Source organism: Roseateles terrae (assembly GCF_014192155.1).
Classification (GTDB): Bacteria; Pseudomonadota; Gammaproteobacteria; order Burkholderiales; family Burkholderiaceae_C; genus Roseateles; species Roseateles terrae.
In genome coordinates, this window is sequence record NZ_JACHXO010000001.1 from 788,975 (window position 1) to 810,822 (window position 21,848).

The 21,848-nt window shown below is 67.4% G+C and carries 14 protein-coding genes; 5 read left to right on the forward strand and 9 right to left on the reverse strand.

Annotated elements, in window-relative coordinates; all coding sequences use genetic code 11:
- Positions 1–121: 121 nt before the first annotated feature.
- On the reverse strand, positions 122–1,969 hold the full coding sequence (locus tag FHS28_RS03245; protein ID WP_088449107.1) for an ATP-binding response regulator: 1,848 nt from the start codon (positions 1,967–1,969) through the stop codon (positions 122–124).
- Positions 1,970–1,973: 4 nt separating this feature from the next.
- The gene (locus FHS28_RS03250; protein ID WP_088449725.1) at positions 1,974–2,615 is read right to left on the reverse strand and encodes a response regulator transcription factor; all 642 of its coding nucleotides are present in this window, start codon (positions 2,613–2,615) and stop codon (positions 1,974–1,976) included.
- Between the two features lie 619 nt (positions 2,616–3,234).
- On the opposite strand from FHS28_RS03250, the gene FHS28_RS03255 reads away from it, so the two are divergent.
- The 4 genes from FHS28_RS03255 (at position 3,235) to FHS28_RS03270 (ending at position 9,980) form a co-directional block, all read left to right on the forward strand.
- A complete protein-coding gene (locus FHS28_RS03255) occupies positions 3,235–4,644 on the forward strand; it encodes a glycoside hydrolase family 53 protein (RefSeq protein ID WP_088449106.1) in 1,410 nt (469 codons plus the stop codon).
- 87 nt (positions 4,645–4,731) lie between these two features.
- The gene (locus FHS28_RS03260; RefSeq protein WP_088449105.1) at positions 4,732–7,362 is read left to right on the forward strand and encodes a TonB-dependent receptor; all 2,631 of its coding nucleotides are present in this window, start codon (positions 4,732–4,734) and stop codon (positions 7,360–7,362) included.
- 268 nt (positions 7,363–7,630) lie between these two features.
- Positions 7,631–7,996 (forward strand): hypothetical protein, encoded by a 366-nt coding sequence (locus tag FHS28_RS03265; RefSeq protein ID WP_184294083.1) that lies wholly within the window; start codon positions 7,631–7,633, stop codon positions 7,994–7,996.
- Complete coding sequence (locus FHS28_RS03270; protein WP_088449103.1) at positions 7,986–9,980, forward strand: glycoside hydrolase family 19 protein; 1,995 nt, start codon at positions 7,986–7,988, stop codon at positions 9,978–9,980. Before FHS28_RS03265 ends, FHS28_RS03270 begins: the two co-directional genes overlap by 11 nt.
- Positions 9,981–10,072: 92 nt before the next feature.
- Here FHS28_RS03270 and FHS28_RS03275 read toward each other — a convergent pair whose 3' ends face one another.
- From FHS28_RS03275 to FHS28_RS03305, 7 genes are all read right to left on the reverse strand, one after another.
- On the reverse strand, positions 10,073–10,516 hold the full coding sequence (locus FHS28_RS03275; protein WP_310736730.1) for a glycosyl hydrolase 53 family protein: 444 nt from the start codon (positions 10,514–10,516) through the stop codon (positions 10,073–10,075).
- Between the two features lie 79 nt (positions 10,517–10,595).
- Complete coding sequence (locus FHS28_RS03280) at positions 10,596–11,663, reverse strand: galactose-1-epimerase (protein ID WP_088449102.1); 1,068 nt, start codon at positions 11,661–11,663, stop codon at positions 10,596–10,598.
- The gene (malG, locus tag FHS28_RS03285) at positions 11,660–12,550 is read right to left on the reverse strand and encodes a maltose ABC transporter permease MalG (protein ID WP_088449101.1); all 891 of its coding nucleotides are present in this window, start codon (positions 12,548–12,550) and stop codon (positions 11,660–11,662) included. Before malG ends, FHS28_RS03280 begins: the two co-directional genes overlap by 4 nt.
- A gap of 10 nt (positions 12,551–12,560) precedes the next feature.
- Positions 12,561–14,357, reverse strand: coding sequence for a maltose ABC transporter permease MalF (gene malF / locus FHS28_RS03290; protein ID WP_246409450.1), 1,797 nt, complete (start codon positions 14,355–14,357; stop codon positions 12,561–12,563).
- Complete coding sequence (gene malE, locus FHS28_RS03295) at positions 14,357–15,790, reverse strand: maltose/maltodextrin ABC transporter substrate-binding protein MalE (protein WP_246409451.1); 1,434 nt, start codon at positions 15,788–15,790, stop codon at positions 14,357–14,359. Before malE ends, malF begins: the two co-directional genes overlap by 1 nt.
- The gene (locus tag FHS28_RS03300) at positions 15,781–16,941 is read right to left on the reverse strand and encodes an ABC transporter ATP-binding protein (protein ID WP_088449100.1); all 1,161 of its coding nucleotides are present in this window, start codon (positions 16,939–16,941) and stop codon (positions 15,781–15,783) included. Before FHS28_RS03300 ends, malE begins: the two co-directional genes overlap by 10 nt.
- 4 nt (positions 16,942–16,945) lie before the next feature.
- Positions 16,946–19,435 carry a beta-galactosidase gene (locus FHS28_RS03305; RefSeq protein ID WP_184294085.1) on the reverse strand — a complete coding sequence of 830 codons (2,490 nt, stop codon included), beginning with the start codon at positions 19,433–19,435 and terminating at the stop codon, positions 16,946–16,948.
- A gap of 374 nt (positions 19,436–19,809) precedes the next feature.
- On the opposite strand from FHS28_RS03305, the gene FHS28_RS03310 reads away from it, so the two are divergent.
- Positions 19,810–21,813: a beta-galactosidase gene (locus FHS28_RS03310; protein ID WP_184294266.1), complete on the forward strand. Its 2,004-nt coding sequence runs from the start codon at positions 19,810–19,812 to the stop codon at positions 21,811–21,813.
- The last annotated feature ends 35 nt before the right edge of the window (positions 21,814–21,848 follow it).

A 21,848-nucleotide genomic window follows, 5' to 3' on the forward strand; every position in this document is an offset into this window, starting at 1 on the left:
GGCGAGCTGGGGCCCGGCAAAGCCGGATCTCCCAAGCTCCGCTAGAGGGGGACGTGGCTGCGCCCGCCCACGCCGTGCGGTGGGCCTAGGGAGGGAACTGCGATTGACGCCGTGTAGGGCGTCAGGCCACCATGCCGCGCAGCGCGTTGAACAGTTTGCGGGGTTGCAGGGGCTTGAAAAGCACCGTATGGCCACTTTCGTTGGCGCGGCGGATTTCTTCCTTGCTGGTGTCGCCGGTGATGAGAATCGCCGGCACCGCGAGACCGTACACCCCACGCACCGCGCGGATGGCGTCCAGACCGTCCGGGCCGTCGCCCAGGTGCAGGTCGGAGAGAATGAGGTCCGGCGGCTCCGGGCGCTCCCGCGCCACCCGCTCGGCATCGGCCGCGTGCGCCGCCACCTGGACTTCGTAACCCCACTCTTCCAGCAACACCTTCAGACCCTCACGGATCGGTTCCTCGTCATCAATCACCAGCACCGAACGCGGTTCGATGACGGACATCGGAATGGTATCGGCCGCGCCAATCACATCCTGCACGGCGTGCAACTGCCGGACCGGGATGCTCAGGCGGAACATGGTGCCGCGCCCCGGGCGGGAGGCCACCTCCAGCCGGTACCCCAGCAGGGCGGCGAGTCGCTTGACAATGGCCAGCCCCATGCCCAGCCCCTGGGTGCGGCTGCGCTCCCCGTGACCGACCTGATAGAACTCGGCAAAGATGCGGGGCAGATCATTGGGCTTGATGCCAATGCCGGTGTCCCACACTTCCAGATTGATGTGGTCCGGCGTGCTGCGCGCGACCACCACCACCCCACCCTTTTCGGTGTACTTCAGGGCGTTCTGGACAAGGTTGCCCAGAATGCGTTCCAGCAATTGGGGATCACTGCTGACCGACTTGCCGCCCGGCGCCAGCCGCAAGCCCAGACCGGATGCTTCCGCCTGGCCGGCATAGTGCATGTGCAGCCGCTTGAACAGGTCGCGCAGGGCAAAGTGCTGGATATTGGGCTCGACCGTTCCTGCATCCAGGCGGGAAATGTCCAGCATCGCATTGAAGGACCGCTCCAGCCCCTCGATCGACCGCATGATGTTGCGCACCAGCGGTTCTTCCGCCCGCCCCTGAAGGCGACGCTCCAGGGTGGCGGCAAACAGCCCGAGCGCATGCACCGGCTGGCGCAAGTCGTGACTGGCAATGGCCAGGAAACGGCTCTTTTCCTGGTCGGCCCGCATGGCTTCGTCCCGCTCCTGCTCGAGCAGGCTGACCCGGTCGTCCCGCTGCATCACCCACAGCTGGTTGCGGTGCCAGCGGTGATGTTCCAGCAGCGCCAGCCCGGCCACCGCCATCGCGGCGGCAAACCAGGCGGCGCCCTGCCACGGACGCTCCAGGGCGCCGTCCAGCACCAGGCGGGCCAGTCCTTCTGAAGCCGGCAAAAGGGCCACCGCTGCCGCGCCGCGTCCCATCGGGGCCAGCAGCACCGCCAGCACGGTGGAGGCCGCCGCCAGCAGGGGGCCGGCCAGCGGCGCCCGGGCGCCCGGCGCTTCGGCAATCCAGGGATGAAGACTGAGCAGCAACAGGCAGCCCATGCCCTGCAACATCAGGATGCGTCGGCCCTTGCGCGGATCGAGGGAGTGGCGGGCGGCCGGCCGGGACATCCGGTGCGACATGCGCCGGGCCGTCCAGACACAACCGGTGGCCAGGGCGGCCACGCCCACCAGCCAGATGATGAGCCCGGAGGTCAGTTCCCGCCGGTTGAGCGACACCAGCAGGGGCAAGGCCACCGCCGCCAGCAGCCAGGGCCAATGCGCCCAGGCTTCATCGAACGCCGCATCTTCAAGGCGGCGAACAATGGCGCGGCGCTCTCGGCGCCGGCCTTCCTGTTGATTGTCCTCGGCGTCCGCCGCGCGGCCGGCCACGGCCACGAAACGGCCGGAGCCGCCGGATTCAGACGACCGTCTGCGCTTTCGCTCGGTCAAGGGCTCAGCGGAACAGACTGATCATGTGGGAGCGCGACTTCACATCCAGCGCCAGCAGCAGCGACGACACGTAGTTCTTCACCGTGCCCAGCGACAACTGGGTGGAATTGCTGATCTCCTGATTGCTGCAGCCGGACAGCACCAGCTCCAGAATCTCCAGATGCCGCGGGCCCAGTTCGGCCACCCGGTCATACATGGCGGAGGTGGGGAAGCGAGGGAACATCGATCCGGTCGGTGCCGCCCGGCGCTGCTCGGACAGCAGCGCACGCAGCGTGCTGCGCATCTCGGCCATCAGCGCGCCCTTGGGCAAATAGCCGACGGCACCCAGGGCCCGCGCCTGGCGCACAACGAATTCATCTTGTGTGCCGCTGAAAACCACCACCCGCGCTTGGGGATAGGCTTCCATGAATTGGCGGAGCCCCTGCAATCCTTTGCAGTCGCCCAGATTCAAATCCAGCAACACCGCATCGAAGCCCAAACCCTCGGACGCATCGCCATAGTGAGAAAGGCCTTCCTGCAGGGAAGACGCTTCGACCCAGTCGATTTGAATTTCATCCAACGATTGATAAAGCGTACGGATACCCGCACGGACCAGTTCATGGTCATCTACAAGCAGCACGCGACGCGTGACAGTCATGGTCGACATGGCAAAGCCACCATTCACAGAACCCGCAAATTGACGGAAATCAGAAACACCTTCCATAGGGCCCCCTCTTAAGCGATGTACCCAACTCCGGTTTGCACATCGCAACCCCTCTTGCACCGGAGAAGGGCGCATCTTAGGCCCGCAGGGGGACAAAACACCCCCTAAGAAGGGGGAACCCAGAGGGGGGAGTGGCGCAACAGTTGTTACCGCAAGTTGTTACCAACCGCGACTCGCACAGTTCCCCCTCCCCCGGGGGTCTTGACCCGAGCGAATACGCCCGGATCCCTCGACAGTAAGGCTGACACACATTTCGCACCCTCTGCAAAAGTCAGCCACAGGTCAGGCATGAAATCTCACGCAAGCTCCGCCTTTATGCCTTCGCGTGTTGGGTCGCCCGTCCGTTCACCGCGATTTGGCGTTGAAGCCTTTTCCGGCCGGTCCAGGACGGTGCACGGCGCCGCCCCGCCGCCCCAATGTGGCTTTCCAGCCCATGGGGAAACCCCTCAATGGTGCCCCGGCGCAAATCGAGGACACTAGCGTCAGGTTAATCGATTAACCTATGATGGTGCCCCAGAACGAGACAGCATGACCCACGGGACATGCGCGGAGTGAGACAACCTTGAGCGATCGCATCCCGACGACTGAGCCGACCCGGGTCGCCCCCACAAGCGGACCTGGCGCGCCCCTGAACCGCCGCCGTCTGGTCCTGGCCGGCAGCGCCTGGCTGGCAAGTCCGCTGCTGCCCGCTCATGCCGTTGCATCAACGACAGCATCAGCGACTTCACCCGCGAGCCCATCGGCCGCCGGCCGGATCGCCGAACCCATTCCCGCAGCGGCCTCCGAGGCCACGACGGCCGCATGTCTGGCGCAGCCGGCGACCAGGTACGCGAAGTCTTTCATTCTCGGTGCCGATGTCTCGACCCTGGACGTCGTGGAACGCGGCGGCGCGCGCTTTTCCACCGCGGATGGCCGCTCTGGCACCGCGCTCCAGATCCTCCGCGTCGCCGGCATCAACTGGGCCCGCCTGCGCCTGTGGCACACCCCCATCAATGCGGCGGACGTGGTGGAGGGTGACCGCTTCATCTCCCGCCACGGTGAACCGGTCGGCGGGGGCAACAACGGCCTGGACGTCACGCTGGCCCTGGCCCGCCGTATCCGCAAGCAGGGCATGAAGCTGCTGCTGGACATCCACTACTCCGACTTCTGGACCGACCCCGGCAAGCAGGCCAAACCCGCCGCGTGGGCCCGGCTACATGGTGACGCCCTGGTCCATGAGGTTGAACGATATACCTCGCGAGTGCTCAAGGCCCTCCACGATCAAGGCACCGATCCCGACATGATCCAGGTGGGCAACGAGATCAATGGCGGGATGCTCTGGCCGGATGGCAAGACCTGGCGCGAGACGCCCGACGAGAAGATCGGCGGCGACGACGCTTTCATCGACCTGCTGCGTGCCGGCATCCGCGGCGTCCGGGCGACCGATGCGCTGCGCGGGAGCCGGCTGCCCATCATGTTGCACCTGGCCCATCAGGGCGACGGCAAAAGCGGAGAGATGTTCCGCCGCGTCTACGACCAGTTCGAAGCCGCCCGACTGGACTACGACATCATCGGCCTGAGCTGGTATCCCTATCACCACGACAATTTCGACGCGCTGCGCGCCAACCTTCGCGACCTGTCGGACCGCTATCACAAGCCGCTGGTCGTGGTGGAAACCGCCTATGGCTGGCGCGCCGATCACCCGGGCAGCGGCCCCGCCGTCTTCAATGAAGAAGGCGCCCGCCGCGGTGGCTACCCGGCCACGCCTGAAGGTCAGGCCACGATGCTTCGGGAACTGGTGCAGGCCGTCGCGTCGGTGCCGGAAGGCCTGGGCGTGTTCTGGTGGGAGCCCGCCTGGCTCGATGTGCCGGGCGCCGGCTGGCGCACCGGAGAGGGCAATGCCTGGGCCAACCAGACGCTGTTTGACGACAAAGGCCGCGCCCTGCCCGCGCTGAAGGCTTTCCGCGACGCGGCGCCCTGCCCGTCCCCCTGACCATCGATCCCCACCCCGTATCCGGGTCCGTCACCAGACCCCCTTCCCCAACAAGAACGAGTTCCCTCAAGTTTCGGAGACAACACCATGACCGCTTCCCTGCCCCGTCCCAGCCCACGGCCCACCCTGGCGCCGGTCGCCCTGGCCTGCGCCGCCCTGCTGAGCCCGATGGCCCTGCATGCGCAGGAGGCCGCACCCGCGAGCGGTGACAGCAGCAAGCTCGACACCGTGGTGGTGCAGGGCCAGCGTTCCAGCCTGATCCGTGCGCAGGACATCAAGCGCAACGCCGAGCAGGTGGTGGACTCCATCGTCGCGGACGACATTGGCAAGCTGCCGGACGCCAACGTGGCGGAGGCGCTGCAGCGCATCACCGGGGTGCAGATTTCCCGCAACCGCGGTGAAGGCGACCGGGTGCAGGTGCGTGGCCTGCAGCAGACCCAGACGCTGCTGAACGGCCGCGTGATCTTCACCGCCGGCAAGGAGCGCGGCCTGTCATTCCAGGACGTGCCGTCGGAACTGCTGGCTGGCGCGGACGTCTACAAGACCCCGACCGCCGACCTGATCGAGGGCGGCATTGGCGGTGTCATCGACCTGCGGACCCGTCGCCCCTTCGACTTCGCCGGCTTCAAGCTGGCCGGATCGGTCAAGGGCAGCCGCGCGCAGCTGGCGGACAAGAACAATGCCGAAGGCTCGCTGCTGGTGTCCAACCGCTGGAAGCTGGACGCCGGAGAGTTCGGCGCCCTGGTGAGCGTTTCCACCCAGAAGCGCGAATACCGCTCAGACACCCAGGAGCTGGACAATCCGGCCGCTCTGGCCGACGGGTCCGGCACTGTCGCCCCGCTGGGCAACTGGCTGGCCTATGAATTTGGCGAACGCGACCGCAAGGCCGTCAATGGTGCCCTGCAATGGCGCCCCGACGCCCGCAGCGAATACACGCTGGACTACACCCATACCCAGCTCAAGAGCCGCACGGACGTCTACGGTCTCTACGCATCGCCGTTCTGGGCCAATTTCAGCAGCACCGCCAACCAGGGCCAGCTGTGGCCGAACGGTGAGGTCAAGACCGACAGCAATGGCCGCTTTGTCTCGGGCACCTTCTGGGGCGCGAGCATGAGCAGCTCCAGCTCGGTGGCGGACGAAAACACGCGCATCGACCAGCTGTCGCTGGCCGGCAAATGGAAGGTGTCCGACGCCGTTGTGCGCAGCGACATCAGCCACACCCGCAGCAAGTTCGACCGCTTCTATCAGGAAGTGCGCCTGGGCACCTTCTCCAACGACCCCGCCACCTACACCTTCGACCTGAGCACCAAGCTGCCGTCGGCCTATTCGCAGACCTCGGCGCTGGACAATCCGGCCAACTACTGGACCGACAAGGCGCTGTACTTCCGCATCAAGAATACCGGCCGTGAAACCGCCTGGCGCGCCGACGTGGACAAGCCGGTGGATGCCGGCATCATCACCAAGCTGCGCGGCGGTGTGCGGATCAACGATCGCCGCGCCGAAAGCGCCGAGATCAACACGATCAACGACATCTGGATGTTCAAGCTCGGCGACATTCCGAGCGTCGGCCTGCTGCCCAACAACGACCTGCTCAAGGATGCCGGTGCCGGCCAGATCCCGCGCCAATGGCTGGGCGTGACGGACACCAACTGGCTGCGCAATGCCTCGGCGGTGCGTGACACCTTCGATCTGTCGGTCCCGACCTTCGACCCGGCCCAGACCTTCAACTACCGCGAGCGCGGCGGTGCCCTGTATGGCGCCGGTGATCTGGACACGAGCCTGGCCGGCCTGCCGCTGACCGGCAATGTGGGCCTGCGGGTGGTGCGGACCCGGGTCGAGCGCGACTTCACCAACCTGAGCGCCGAACGGGTCAACCTCTCCAAGAGCGATACCGACTGGCTGCCCAGCTTGAACCTGCGCCTGGAACTGCGTCCTGACCTGCAGGCGCGTCTGGGTCTGTCGCGCGTGGTGACGCGTCCCAACTTCGACCAGCTCACCCCCAGCCTGAGCCTGAATGTCAATGACAAGACCGGCTACCAGGGCAATCCGGAACTGGAGCGACTGCGCGCCAACCAGGTCGACACGACGCTGGAGTACTACCTGAGCAAGAGCGACAGTGTCTACGGCGCGGCCTTCTACAAGGAGGTGCAGGGCTTCATCCAGAACAGCGTGTCGCAGGTGACGATTGGCGGCACCACCTATTCGATGAGCACGCCGACCAACGGCAACGACGGTCGCATTCGCGGGCTGGAAGTGGGCTATCAAGGCTTCTTCAACCAGTTGCCCGGCTTCCTGAAAGGCCTGGGGCTGCAGGCCAACTTCACCTATGTGGACAGCGCCGCACCGAGCTCGATCAACGGTCGCACCGCCCCGCTGGAAGGCCTGTCCAAGCGCAGTGCCAACCTGGTGGGCATGTACGACTACGGCGACTTCTCCGCACGCCTGGCCTACAACTGGCGCAGCGAATATGCGGTCGGCTCGCGCTTGAGCTATCCCACCAACGACGGCGTGACCGCCCTCACCTCGGTGACCGTCAAGGGCTACGGCATGGTGGACGCCTACATCAGCTATTCGCTGACCGACAAGATCAAGATTGCGCTGGAAGGCAACAATCTGACCAACACCGTGCGCCGCAGCTACTTCAGCGACTACAACCTGCCGCGCGGTACCTACGCCGACGGCCGCCGGTTCGCGATCAGCCTGCGTGCGGAGCTGTGATCCTGCCAGGGATCCTCCCGATCAGTTGACCCGTTCGAGTTAGCGCCCCCTGCCCAGCCTGGCCGGCCTCTCCAGCGATGGAGGGCCGGCCTTTTCACGTCCTACAAAAGCAGGCTGGCGATTAGCAGTAGAGAGGTAGGTTCAGCGAGTCAGACGCACAAAGAAGCTCTCGCGCAGGGACGCGAGAAAACGGAGCATGACGAGCCACCGCCGTGTGACGGCGAGCCCAGTCATTCCTCATTTCTCACTCCTCCCTCAGCGAAGTTTCATGTCCAAACCCAGCTCCCCCTGGTGCGGTGCGATGGTGTCTCTGCCATCGTCTGCCCACGCCGAATCCCCCCGAACCCGCCCGTCCCGGGCGCGTACTTTCTCGCGGTCTCCGTCCCTCTGCGGCGTCTTCCTCGGTGCCACGGCACTGATCGGATCTGCGCTGCTGTCCGCCTGCGGCGGCGGCGGCTCGGTCACGGAGGCACCGGGCACGCCGGCACCGCCCTCAGGCATCGCCGAAGCGCCCCGCACCGCCCCCGCCATTCCGGTGGTGCCGCAAGCCCGTTATGCGGCGAGCGGCCCGGGCTCCTACCAGGACGCCCTGACGCAATACAACCAGGTTGGGGAGGCGCTCCATGGCCAATAAGCTGCACAACAAAGGTCCTGCACAAGGCCACCGATGCGGTTCAACGCATGCTTCAACGCGCCCCCCGCGCACCCTGCGCCGGCATCGCCAGGCGCTGGCGCTGGCAGCGGCGGTGATGCTCAATGGTGCCCTGGGCCTGGGAATGACGCTGGCGACAGCCGCGCCCACCGCCGCTGCCAGCTCGGCTTCCACGGCGCAGCCCTGGTCCGCCAGCACCACCTACGCGACCGCGGGGACGTTTGTCACCTACCGCGCCACCGTCAACGGCCAGCTGAAAGAGGCCACCTTCATCAACGCCTGGTGGACCCAGGGGGACGCGCCCAGTTTCGTCAGCAGTGACGGCCCCTGGAAACAGGTGGGCGCCGTCCAGCTGATCCAGCCAGATGGCTCTGCGACGGTGGAAGCCGCTCCGCCGTGGTTCGGCACGGCCGCGTACGTCGGCGGCAGCGTGGTGACGGTGGACACATCGTCCGGCCGCCAGTGCTACAAGGCCAAATACTGGACGCAAGGATTTGATCCCACCACGGCAGTCAGTCAGCCGTGGGAGACGCCCTGGGAGGCGTTGGCGGCATGCCCCGCTGCGCCGACCCGTCCTTCGAGCGGCGACCCGACCAGCGCAGATCCCGGCAACACCGGCAACACCGGCAACGACGATGTGAATGGCACCGGCAACGGTTCCGGCGTCAACTCGACTCCCACCCCGGTTGCTCCTGCAGCCTCCTCCTCCCCTCCGCCGCCCCGTACTGACAAGCTTCCGCCGCAAAGCGGCACCCAGGCCCCGCCCCTGCCTACAGGCACACCCATCGTGCCCCCGGTCACGGCGGACATCCCGCCCGCCAGCCCGGTCAAGGCGCCTGCGCTGACCCCAGGCGCCGACCTGCCTGCCCAAGGTTACGCCTTCCTGCGTCGCGTCACCGTCGAAGACTGGGACTGGCTGTTCCCACTCCGCTCCGGCCGCTATGACGTCAACGGCGGCACCCGCAATACGGCACCGTTCGCGCAGCCCGACGGCAGCACCGACACCTTCCAGCTGGCGGCCTTCCGTCGCGCGGTGCTCGAGTACAACGCCTGGGCCAAAGCCAATGGCTACAAGCAGTTCCTCAACGAAGGCACGCTCAAGCAGCAGGCGGAGGAATTCCTGGTGTTCTGGGCGAAATCGTCCCGTGAGACGTCCGGGTCGTGGTCCAACGCGCCCGCCCCGTGGATCACTTCCCTGAACGACGACAACGGCACGACGATGAACGTCTGGAAGGGCGGCCTCTACTGGGTCGAGGAAGTCGGCTACAGCAGCCGCCCGGACGGCACCAGCCCGGCCATCGGTTACGTGGACACCGGCTCGGCGGCCTTCCCGCCGGCGCCGGGCCGCTCCTATCATGGGCGGGGCGTCATCCAGCTGTCCTGGAACTACAACTATGGCGCCTTCTCCCGCTGGCTCTACGACAGCGGCCTGATGCGGGACGTGATCACCGCCCCGGACACGCTGCTGCAGCGGCCGGACCTGGTGGCCAGCAATGGCGCCCTGTCCATCCTCTCCGGCATCTGGTTCTGGATGACGCCGCAGGGCCAGAAGCCTTCGTCGCATGACGTCCTGTATGGCGACATGACCCACATCTCGACCAGCGGCACCGACACGGGTCTGCCGCAATTGCGCACCGGGCTGACGGTCCGGGGCGCAGCCACCGGTCCGGTGGCCGCCGGCGACACGACCGACGAGCAGGTGATGGCGTTCCGCATCGGCAGCATCATCAACATCGTCAATGGCGGTCTGGAATGCAACGGGGCGGCGTCCTGGCACAACGGTCCGCCGCAGCGTGTGAGCTACTACAACGCCTACACGGCCTACTTCAACCAGAAGATGCCAGACCTCCAGGCCACCCGCGTGCGCGCCGCCACCAATGTGTGGGATGCCCGGGTGTCGACTTCGTCACCGGAGGCTCTGCAAAGTGCCACCTGCTTCAACCAGAAGTCCTATTACGGTTGGTAAGCAAAGCCCCCAGCGCCACTCAGGCCCTGGGGGCTCTTTTGTGCACAGCTGGCACCGTGAATGGAGCTGATATGAAGCCGATATGGAGCCAATCAGAACGGATCCAGCGCGCTGGTGAACCGGCCCGAGCCATCCATCGCACCCCAGGTGTAGCCTTGCCAGCCCGGGTACGCCTGCGGCTCCCAGTACAGCACCCCCAGCCCGTTGCTGCCCAGGCCCGCCACCCGGTTCAGCAGGTCAGCGAGCATCGCTTTTGACGCCGCTGCCTGCTGCCAGTCCATGCCGGTCTCCGCGATAATGACCGGCTTCTTGTAGCGCGACACCATGTCCGCCATGTTGGTCGACAGCTGCGCATTCAGCGAGCTCCAGTTGCTCGACGTCGGATAGTGCGACATGCCGATGACGTCGTACTTCGCGCCGTTGGCCTTCATTCCGTCAAAGAACCAGCGGAACAGCGAGTTGTCATATCCATTGGACAGGTGCAGCACCACCTTCGCGCCGGGGAATACCGCCGCAGGGCCTCGCGTCGTGTCCACGTTCTCTTCTTCATTCCCTTGTCTCCTGTGGTGGTTGTGTTGAGGGGAAATCGGAGGCAGACAGCCCGGACGGAGATCGTCAGGGCCGGAAGCGATATCGGATGCGATGCGACCACACCGACCCGGGGCGCAGCCAGCAATCCGGCTGTGGCCATTCGGGATGGTGCGGGCTGTCGGGCAGGTATTGCGGTTCCAGCGCGATGCCACTGAAGGCCGGCCATTCCGGTTGGCAGCCGCGGGTGCCGCTGCCCAGGAATTCGCCGGTGTAGACCTGCAGGGCTGGCAGCGTGGTGAACAGGTCCATCGCCAGCAGACCGTCCGCCGACTTGAGGGTCGCCGCGCAACGGGCCATGCTGGCAATGCCCTCATCCAGCAGGAAGGCGTTGTCCAGCGCCTGTCCGATGGTGCGTCCGCCCCGGTAGTCCCAACGGCCCGAGGCATGGCGCTCCACCGCTTCGGGGGCACCGGTCGGCAGGCCCTGGCCGTCCACCGGCAGCACGCGGGAAGCCGACACCTGCAGCCGTTGCTGGCGCACGTCGCGGTCACTGTGTCCATCGAGCTGGAAGTAGGCGTGGTTGGTCAGTCCCACGGGCGAAGATCGGTGGCCTCCGAGGCGGGCCCGATAGTCGATCTCCACCACCAGGCCCGGCAGCAGCCGATACAGCACCTCCACCGCCAGATCGCCCGGAAAGCCCTGATCGCCGTCTTCGGATTGCAGCCCCAGCCGCAGGCGATCGCTCGCCGCTTCCAGCACCGTCCATTCGCGCTGATGGAAGCCGCCCGGTCCGCCGTGCAGTTGATGATTCGCGCCCGGCTCGGTCGCCAGGGCCCAGCTGCGGTCCCCCGCGCGCAGCCGCTGACCGGCGATGCGATTGGCCCAGCGTCCAATGGTCGCGCCGACGTAGGCACGATTGCGACGCTGGGAATCCAGATCGTCAAAGCCCAGCAGCACTTCGCGCTGGGCAGCATCGCGCATCGGGACGCGGCAACCCACCCAGCTGGCCCCCAGCCCCAGCACGCGGATCTGCAGGCCTTCGGGGCCGGTCAGGGTCCAGGCTTCGGGCGCGTCAGCGCAGCGCACCGACGGCCGGTCGCGCCGGTCTGCCGGGAGCAGGAAATCGCCAACGCTCTGATCCCACGGGCTCATTCCTTCACGCCTCCCGCCGTCAGACCTGCCACCAGCCAGCGCTGCATCAGCAGGAACATCAGCGTCAGCGGCAGGCCCGCCAGCAGCGCGGTCGCGGCGAAATCGCCCCACAGGTAGCGCTGGTTGAACAGGAACAGCCGGGAGCCCACCGCCAGCGTCAGTTGCTGCTCGTCATGCAGCAGCACCGAGGCCACCGGGTACTCGATCATCGCGCCCAGGAAGGCCAGCACGAACACCACCGCCAGCACCGGCTTGGCCAGCGGCAGCAGCACCATCACGAAGGACTGCCAGCGGCTGGCGCCGTCCACGGCGGCGGCTTCTTCCAGATCGGGCGGAATGCTTTCAAAGTAGCCCTTGACCAGCCAGATGTGCTGCGCCACCGCGCCGGTGTAGGCCAGCGCCAGGCTCCAGTGGCTGTTGAGGCCCAGCCACGGCACCCAGTCGCCGAGCCGGTCGAAGATGGCGTAGATGGCCACCAGCGCCAGCACCGACGGGAACATCTGCAGCAGCAGCATCGCGGTGAGCGTGCCCTCCCGGCCGGCGAAGCGCATGCGGGCAAAGGCATAGGCGCTGGTCACCGACAGCACCAGGCACACCGCCGCACTCACCAGTGCCACCTTCAGGGAATTGAAGATCCACTGCAGCACCGGAAACGGCGGCTGCGTGACATTCCCCTGCGCGTCGGTCACGGGCAGGCCCAGCGCCAGGCGCCAGTGCTCGAAGCTGATCTCCGTCGGAATCAGGCTGCCACCGGCGAAGTTGCCCGGGCGCAGCGAGATCGAGACGATCATCACCAGCGGCAGCAGGCTCAGCACGATAAACACCAGCAAAAAGGCATGCAGGGCCAGCACCCGCCAGCGCTGCGAAGAGGTCATCACCATCGGCATGTCAATCTCCTCAGACGCGGGCCGCTCGCGCGCCCGATTTGGCGCCGCCGAAGAAGCGCAGATTCACATAGGCCAGCAACGCCACGATCACAAACACGATCGACGAGATGGCGCAGGCCAGGGCGTAGTTCTGGCCGCCGTCGTTGAAGGCGATGCGGTAGGTGTAAGACGCCAGCAGGTCGGTGGCCCCCACCGGCACCACCGTGTCGAGGTAGTCCGGCGCGCCTTCGGTCAGCAGCGCGATCAAGGTGAGGTTGTTGAAGTTGGCCGCGAAGGACGCCACCAGCAGCGGCGCCATCGGCCGCATCACCAGCGGCAGCGTGATGCGGAACAGGTTGGTCAGTGGTCCGGCGCCAGCCAGGGCGGAGGCTTCGTACAGATCTTCGGGGATGGCCTTCAGCAGGCCCATCGCCAGGATCATCATGTACGGATAGCCCAGCCAGGTGTTGACCGTCAGCACCATCGCACGGGCGAGCGTGGCGTCGCTGAACCAGCCGGGGCGCACGCCGAAGAACAGGTCCAGCACCAGGTTGATCTCGCCCAGGTTCTCGTTGAAGAGCCCGCGGAACACCGGAATGGAGATGAACGCCGGCACCGCATACGGCAAAAACAGCGCGATGCGATAGGCCGACCGGCCCTTGAGCGCCGGCCAGCTCAGGGCCACTGCGAAGAACAGGCCCAGGGCGAAGGTCAGCACAGTGTTGAGCGTCGCGAAGCTCACCGTCCAGGCAAAGACCCGGCCGAACGGCTCCAGGAACTGGCGGTCGCCGAAGATGCGGGCGTAATTGGCCCAGCCCACCGTCGTGCGGAAGCCGGGCTCCAGCGCGCGGCCCTGGGCATCGCGCCAGACACCGGCCGCATGGTCGGCGGTGAGCATGCGGCCGTCCCGCAGGTCGATGAGGTGGTCCACGTCCGACGACGCCGTGCTGCCGTCACCCTTCACCGCATAACGCGGCTTCTGGTCGGTGATGCGGTGCAGGCTGGACAGGCGCCAGCTGCGCCCATCCGGGGTACGCAGCACTAGCGAACGCAGTTGCGGCAGCAGCGCGACGACGTCGCGGCTGTCCAGCTTCTGGCCGCTCGCAGGTCTCCCAGTCGATGCGTCGGCGTCGGCGTCGGCGTCGGCGGCACCCTGGGTCACTCCGCGCGGACCGCGCTTGGCAACGCTCGGTGCGCCGCGCATGTCACCGGCGTTGGAGCTGCCGCCGGCACCGCCGCGTGAGCCGTCGGTGGCGCCGCCAGCGCCTCCGTCCACGTCCACGTCCAGGTCCACGTCGACAGCGTCCAGCATCGGCCTCAGCGCCACACCCTTGGCGACGTCGGCCAGAACGAACGCCTCACTTCGCCAGGCCTTCCCATCGTCGTCGACCAGGGTCGCGGTGTACGTGGCACCGCTGCCAACACCGGTCCGGCGCGCGCCGCCCCTGTCATCGCGGCCCTGGTCCGCGCCCTGCTTCCACAGCGTCAGGTCCATGCCACGACCTTCGCTGTCCGTCTGCTGCAGCAGCACCTCGGTGGCCCGGGTGAAGGAGAGCAGGTGCGCGGAGCTGTAATTGGTAAAGCCGATGCCCAGTGTGAAACCCATCGGCAGCACGATAAACACGGCGACAGCCAGCACACCCGGCGTGACATACCGCCACGCCTGCAGACGCTTGGAGAACTGCAGCATCACCAGCAGCCCGGCCAGACCGAGCACGGCCATCGCCCACGCGGCTTCGTGGCCGCGCAGCAGTTGCTGACAGAGGAACAGCAGCCCGAGGACCACCAGCAGATTCAGGCCGTGCAGGCCCCAGCTCAGCGCGCGCATCAGCAGGCCTCCCCGCCGATGAAGGCCGATCCGGATGCGGATCCGCCCCGCGATCCCAGCCCGGATGCGGATGCCGTGGTGGGCGCGGTGACGGCGTGGATGGCGGTGGCGGTGGTTGCGGCTGTGGCGGTTCCGGTGGTGCCGTTGCCCTGTCCGGCCACACGCCGGGCGGCGCGGGTCAGTCCCTCGTCCACGCCTTCCCGGCCCTGGGTGATGCTCTGCACCGCCGCATTCATTGCGGTCCAGAAACGGGCCATTTCCGGAATGTTGGGCATGGGTTCCCCCTGCTCTGCCGCTGCGGCCGTCCCGGCGGCCAGTGCGTCATGCTTGAGCTCCGCCAACAGCGTCCGGTTGGCGGGCACGCCCAGCGGCACATGCGCCTGCATCGCCCGCAGGCCGTCCAGGCTCAGCAGATAGTTCTCGATGAATTCGGTGGCCAGCAGCGGCTGGCGGCTGGCCGCACAGACCATCGCGCCCAGCACCCCCACCATCGGCCGACCCGGCCGCCCCTGCAGCGACGGCAGCGGTGCGGCGGCCACCCGCAGTCCACTCTTCTTGAGGTTGTTCCAGCCCCAGGGCCCGTTGATGGTCATGGCCACGCGGCCCTCGTTGATGGCCGCTTCGCTTTCGGCATAGGTGGCCGTGCGCGGCACCACGCCTTCGTCGACCAACCGCTTGAGCAGCGCCATGCCCTGGCGTGTACCCGGCGTGTCGATGCCATTGCGGCCGGCGTCCCAGCTGCCGTCGTCACGACGTGCGAAGGCAAAGCCGCCACCGGCCGACATCAGCGGATAGGTGTAGTAGAACTCGTTGTACGGCCACATGATGGCCCGGCGGCCGGACGGACGCAGGCGGCGGTCCAGTTCGAACACGTCCTCCCAGGTGCGGGGAATGCGCTCGACCAGGTCCAGATTGCAGATCAGCGCCACCGTTTCGATGGCGATCGGGTACCCCCAGGTCCGCCCGCCGATGCGCCAAGGCGACCAGGCCAGCGGATTGATCGCCTCCCGCAGTCGCCGCGACGGCGCCACCGGCCGGATCAGCCCGGAAGCGGCCCACCCGCCCGCGCGGTCATGCGGCCAGATCCAGACGTCGGGCCCCTTGCCGGCCGCAGCGGCCTGCTCGAACTTCGAAACGCCGTTTTCCGGATGCTCCACCCGCACCGCGATGCCGGTGTCACGGGTGAAGACCTCGCCGATCCTGACGATGCCCTCGTAGCCCTTGTCGCCGTTGATCCAGATGCGCAGCGGCTCATGCCCGGCCAGCAGTCCCGCGGAGGCAGATCCAGCGAAGGTCGCCAGCGCCCCACCCAGCCCGGCCTGCAGGCCCAGGCCCGCGCCTGCGCGCAGCCATTGCCGGCGGCCCGGCATCAGCCGGTCGTCCTGCGGCCGTCCGTCCGTACCGCCCTGTGGGTCCTCGCCCTTCAAGCGCATGGCGCGACCTCATCCTGCAGACGCGGCACCGCATCTCCTCGGGTGTCGAACAAATGCACCTCGTCCCGCAGCGCCGCCACCGGTAGCGCATCGCCCACCTGCGGCGTCGCAGCGCCTTCGGGCAGACGCAGCACCAGCGAACCGCCGGGACCCGTCAGGTAGGCCAGGCTCTGGTCGCCCAGATGCTCCATCCATTGCACCTGGCTGGAGAGCGTTTCGGTCAGCCGCGGGTCGCTGCCCGTCGCCGGCCGCAGATGCTCGGCGCGCACGCCCAGCGTCACGGCATCGCCGACGGAGACGGCGTCCGGCCGCATCGGCAGCGACAGCACCGCCCCGTCCTGCAGCGCCACATGCACCCCGTCGCCGCCGCGCGCACGCACGGTGGCAGGCAGAAAATTCATGCGAGGCGAGCCGAGGAATCCAGCCACGAACAGATTGCGCGGCCGGTGATACAGCGCCAGCGGCGCGCCACATTGCGCGACGCTCGCCTGCGGCTCGGTGGCCCCGGGCGGTGGCGGCTGCAGCAGCACCATGCGGTCGGCGAGCGTCATCGCCTCGACCTGATCGTGGGTCACGTAGATCGAGCAGGCCCGCCCCTGGCTGCGATGCAGCCGGGCAATCTCCAGACGGGTCTGCTGACGCAGCGCCGCATCCAGATTCGACAGCGGCTCGTCAAACAGGAAGACGCCCGGCTGACGCACCAGCGCACGGCCGATCGCCACCCGCTGCCGCTGCCCGCCGGACAGTTCGCGCGGCTTGCGCTGCAGCAGATGGTCGATCTGCAGCAGCCGCGCCACCTCCTCGATGCGCTTGCGGGCTTCCAGCTTGGGCACCCGCGCCAGGCGCAGGCCGAAGCCGAGGTTGTCCGCCACATCCAGATGGGGATAGAGCGCATAACTCTGGAACACCATGGCGACATCCCGTTCGCCCGGCGCCAGTTCATTCACACGGCGACCGCCGATGCGCAGCTCTCCACTGGTGATCGTGTCCAGGCCGGCGATCATCCGCAGCAGGGTCGACTTGCCACAGCCCGACGGGCCGACAAACACGCAGAACTCCCCTTCGGCAATGTCCAGCGACACTTCATGGACCGTGGGCACACCGCCTTCGACATAGGTCTTGCCAATGCGGTCGAGTTGAACCGATGCCATGTCTTCAGCTCCCCGCCAGCGGCGATACGCGGTCCGTGCGTGACAGGCTCAGCTGCGCTGCGCGCAGCACGGCGCCCCCACCGGCTGCACGGGCGGCGGGTTCGAGGAACACCGGCAGGTCCGCAGCGATGGGCAGCAGGTCGATCTCCAGCGTCGGCGCCTGACCGGCCCCGACCCAGCGGTCGATCGCGATCCACCAGCGGCTGCCGTCGCAGAAGCGGTCGTCCACGATCTGGCCGTCCACCCGCAGGCGGGCCACGTCGCCGACCAGGTCCAGCGTCAGCCAGAGGCGCTGCTCCGGTGCGCTGCGCCAGGCGTCGAGCGCGGCCGGCGGCAAGGTCAGGGTCCAACGGGCCTCCGCCGCATGCGCTGCTTCGTCCGGCACGAGGGGCACCGGACCGTCGCGCCAGCTGATGTGCGGCCCCCACTGGATCTGCGGCGGCTGTCCGGGCGCCTGGGCCAGAGACGGCTGCAAGGTCCAAGTGCGCGCGGACTCCGCCGCCCACGTCCACGCCGCCCAGGTGACCCCGGCGGTGTGACGCAATCCACCCAGATCGTCCGCCGGATAGATCCACAAGGCGCCAGCTTCGCTGGCCGACCGCTGCAGGCGCAAAAGGCGAGGCGCTTGCCCGCCAGCGGACGCATCCGCCGGTGTGTTCGCGTCCTTGTTTGCCGCTTCGATGAATGCGGCGTGGCTGCTGCGGACCAACCGGGGGCGTCCGCCCAGCGTCACCCACTGAGTTTCCGCAGCCATCGCCTGCGACAGCACCAGCACGCGATGCACGCAGCCGTCCTCGGCCGTCACTTCCAACAACTGCGGCGCCTCCATGGCCACGAGACGCACGCGGGTCGCGCCGTCGTCCAGCGTCTCCACCTTCGCACCGAAGGCCTTGACGGCGGAGAGGCCCGCCGCGTCGAACACCACCTCCGCCGCCACACCTTCGATGGCAAAGCCCACCCAGGTGACCGAGCCGTCGGTGTCGGTCCAGCGCGTCAACGGCTGCACCGTCGCCTGCCGCATGCGCAGCGATCCAAGCCGCTGACCCACCGGCCAGATGAAAGCCATACCGGGCTGCAGATCGACACTGCCGGTGGATGGCAGACGCAGACTGTCGCCGCCGGCCGTCTGCAGCCTCCAGTGGCGGCCCGGCATGGCCGGCAGCGGATGGTGCCGCACATGGTGATTCACAAACACAAAACCTTCCAGCGACGCGGCCTGCGCACCGACCGCCCGCACGGACACCCGTGGATGGCTGCGATCCGCCGGATCCAGCGGACCCGCCTCTGGCAAAACGGCCACCAGCGGCGCCAGGGTGTCGCCAAACGCCTGCATGAACTGATGCAGCAGACGCAGACGGCCCCACGACGGACGCACCTGCCCGTACTGGCCCAGCGGCGCATGGAAGTCATAGCCCCACTGCGGCACATCGTTCGGATAGCCACTGGCCTGGGTCTCGTTCAGCGGCCCGGTCTCGCAGACCGGATTGGTGCCGCCGTGGTACATGTAGTAGCCGTAGAGATTGGCGCCAGAGCCCAGTTGCACCAGTGTCGTTGCATAGACGTCTTCGGTGCTGATCACGGGACGGCGGTGGTAGCTCTGATGCATGCCGCCACCCGCTTCCGCCAGGCAGAACGGATAGTGTTCGGTGTCGATCAGGCCGGCGGCGGGGGTGCCGTCGACATTGCCCATTTCGCCGATCACGCGGCGGGTGTTGAACAGGAACACACCCGACGGCGGCAGCGCCTCGCGCGAGCCCTGCCAGAAACCATCGGCATAGGCGCCGGAGACCGGCAGCACCTCGGTGGGCGGGATGTCCAGCGTCGGCCATCCGGTGACGGTGTAGATCGGCACCGTCATGCCGGCCTCGATGGCCAGGCGCTTCAACTCGGCGATGTGCTCCTTGCCGGCGCCGGGCCCGGTCAAGCCGTATTCGTTCTCCAGCTGCAGGCCGACGATCGGCCCGCCGTCGCACCACAACTGGCCCTGGATTTGCGCGCCGATCTGATCGTAGAAGCGCTTCACATGCCCGAGGTACACCGGATCATTGCAGCGCAGCGGACCTGTTCCGGGCAACCAGTCGGGGAATCCGCCCAGCCGCACTTCCGCATGCACCCAGGGGCCTGGACGCAGGTACACCAGCAGGCCGGCTGCCGCCGCCAGCGCGATGAAGCGCGACAGGTTGCGCTGCCCCTGCCAGAGCCACTGCCCCTGGACAGGCTCGTGGTGATTCCAGATCACGTAGCTGGCGACGATGTCCACGCCGCCGGCCTTCATCTTGGCCAGCTCGGTCGCCCATTCAGATTCCGGGAAGCGGCTGTAGTGGAACTCGCCCATCACCGGCATCCAGGGCCGACCGTCCAGGCTGAGATACCGGCTGTTGACCTCCATCCGGCGGGTGGGATGCTGATGGTGGCCGAGGTTCAGGAAGCCGGATTCAGGCGCAGCCAGGGTGGCCGGCACAGGCACGACCACCGAAAGGGATGTCTCACTCACGTGTTTTGAGCTGCCCCCAAAACTTGGGTCTGGCAGGTTAAGCGATTAATTCGAAGAAGTAGACCAAGCGGACCGACCCGGGGCAATGAGGGTTAGCACCAAGAAGCGACGGGAACCAACGGGTATGAAAGCGCTGAAAACCCCGCGTGAATGGCGCAGAACGCCCGTGGTTCCGGCGCTGGCGATTGTACGCGGCTGAGCGCGGCCGTATCCCGGCGCCCTGACGCAGGTGCGCAGTCTGTACCTCACTTGTCGTTGACATCGCTCCGGCTGCTTGCTCCAATCGAGTTAATCGCTTAACTGAGCTTCCCACTCAGCTTTTCACTGAGCCACACATGTCTTCCAGCCCTCCTGCGAACCCGATGAATGCGCCCCTGCGCCTGGGCGTCTGCTACTACCCCGAGCAATGGCCGCGCGAGCGATGGGCCGAAGACGCCCGCGCGATGCGTGAGATGGGTCTGAGCACCGTCCGTATCGCCGAATTTGCCTGGTCGCGCATGGAGCCCTCCGCGGGTCGATTCGAGTGGGAATGGCTCGACGCTGCCATCGACACCCTGGCGTCCGCCGGACTGCAGATCGTCCTGGGCACACCGACGGCCGCGCCGCCGCAGTGGCTGGTGGACGCCCATCCGGACGTGCTGCCGGTGGATGCCCACGGACGTATCAAGGCCTTCGGTGCGCGTCGCCACTACTGCTTCTCCAGCCCCTCGATGTGGGCCGCCAGCGAGCGCATCGTCACCGCAATGGCCCAGCGGTATGGCCAGCATCCGGCGGTCGTAGCCTGGCAGACCGACAACGAGTACGGCTGTCACGACACCACGCTCTCCTACAGCCCCGCTGCCCTCAGTGCCTTCCGGCGCTGGCTGGCCGAGCGCTATGGCAGCATCGAGGCGATGAATGAGGCCTGGGGCACCGCCTTCTGGGGCGTACAGTTCCTGAGCTTCGAGCATGTCGGCTTTCCGGTGGGGCAGCCCACCAGCGCCCTGCCGACCCATGCCATGGACTTCCGCCGCTTCACCTCCGACCAGGTGGTGCGCTACAACCGCATGCAGGTGGGGTTGCTGCGCCGCCATGCGCCGGGCCGTCCGGTGCTGCACAACTTCATGGGCCTGTTCGGGGAGTTCGACCAGCATGAGATGGGCCAGGACCTGGACATCGCCGCCTGGGACAGCTATCCGCTGGGCCACGTCGACACCGCCGCGACCTTCCTCTCCGAAACCGAGCGCCAGCAATGGGCCCGCACCGGCCATCCGGACATCAGCGCCTTCCATCACGACCTCTACCGAGGCATTGGCCATGGCCGCCTGTGGGTGATGGAGCAGCAGGCCGGCCCGGTCAACTGGGCAGACTGGAATGCGCTGCCGCTGCCGGGCATGGTCCGCGCCTGGACCTGGGAGGCCTTTGCGCATGGGGCCGAGCTGGTGTCTTACTTCCGCTGGCGCCAGCTGCCGTACGGCCAGGAGCAGATGCACTCGGGCCTGCACCGGCCCGATGGCGTGCGCGACGTGGGCGGTGAGGAAGCCGCGCAGGTCGCGAAGGAGATCGACCAGCTCACGGCGGCGCTGTCCGCGACGATGCTCGATACGGCCCGCGCCGACGTCGCCCTGGTGCTCGACTATCCGTCGCTGTGGATGGCCCAGATCCAGCCGCAGGGCAAGGACATGGTCGGCTTCGGCGTCGCCATCCGCTATTACAGCGCGCTGCGCCGGCTGGGGCTGAATGTGGACGTGGTGAGCCCGGACGCCGACCTGTCGGCGTATGCGCTGGTCGTGCTGCCGCAATCGCTCCATGTCTGCGACAGGCTGACCGAGCGGCTGCAGGACTGCCGCGGTGTGATCGTCGCCGGCCCCCGGGCCGGCAGCAAAACGGCGGGCCTCGCCATTGCCACCCCACTGCCCCCGGGCCCGCTGCGCTCCCATCTGCCGGTGCGGGTCCGCGCGGTGGAGTCGATGCGACCGGGCCGCGCGTACGCCGTCCGGACCGACGCCGGCGTGACCGTGGGCCACAGCCTGCAATGGCGCGACCTGATCGACCTTGACCCCACCCCGCAAGGACAGGAGGTGCAAGTGCTCGAGCGCTGCGAGGACGGCTGGCCCGCCCGCGTGACGTCGGGCCGCACCGACCTGCATGCCACGCTGGTCAACGACGACCTGCTCCAGCAGTGGATGCAGGACGCCGCCCACCGGGCCGGACTGCAGACGATGGCGCTCTGCGCACACGCGCCGGGCCTGCGCCTGCGCCGCCGTGGCGCCTTGCAATTCGCCACCAATCATGGCCCAGGTGCCGCGAAGCTTCCTGTGCCGGCGGGTGTGCCACTGGTGCTGGGCAGTGCGACACTCCCGCCGGGCGGCGTGGCTGCCTGGGTGGTATCGCCCTGATGTGCTTGTCCCCGCAGCGTTGAGGCCGCACCGCC

Bases quoted from the DNA above. Each gene is read 5' to 3' on its own strand.
- FHS28_RS03250 (WP_088449725.1), bottom strand. From the start codon at position 2,615: ATGTCGACCATGACTGTCACGCGTCGCGTGCTGCTTGTAGATGACCAT.
- FHS28_RS03260 (WP_088449105.1), top strand. From the start codon at position 4,732: ATGACCGCTTCCCTGCCCCGTCCCAGCCCACGGCCCACCCTGGCGCCG.
- FHS28_RS03265 (WP_184294083.1), top strand. From the start codon at position 7,631: ATGTCCAAACCCAGCTCCCCCTGGTGCGGTGCGATGGTGTCTCTGCCA.
- FHS28_RS03270 (WP_088449103.1), top strand. From the start codon at position 7,986: ATGGCCAATAAGCTGCACAACAAAGGTCCTGCACAAGGCCACCGATGC.
- FHS28_RS03280 (WP_088449102.1), bottom strand. From the start codon at position 11,663: ATGAGCCCGTGGGATCAGAGCGTTGGCGATTTCCTGCTCCCGGCAGAC.
- malG (WP_088449101.1), bottom strand. From the start codon at position 12,550: ATGCCGATGGTGATGACCTCTTCGCAGCGCTGGCGGGTGCTGGCCCTG.
- malF (WP_246409450.1), bottom strand. From the start codon at position 14,357: ATGCGCGCGCTGAGCTGGGGCCTGCACGGCCTGAATCTGCTGGTGGTC.
- malE (WP_246409451.1), bottom strand. From the start codon at position 15,790: ATGCGCTTGAAGGGCGAGGACCCACAGGGCGGTACGGACGGACGGCCG.
- FHS28_RS03300 (WP_088449100.1), bottom strand. From the start codon at position 16,941: ATGGCATCGGTTCAACTCGACCGCATTGGCAAGACCTATGTCGAAGGC.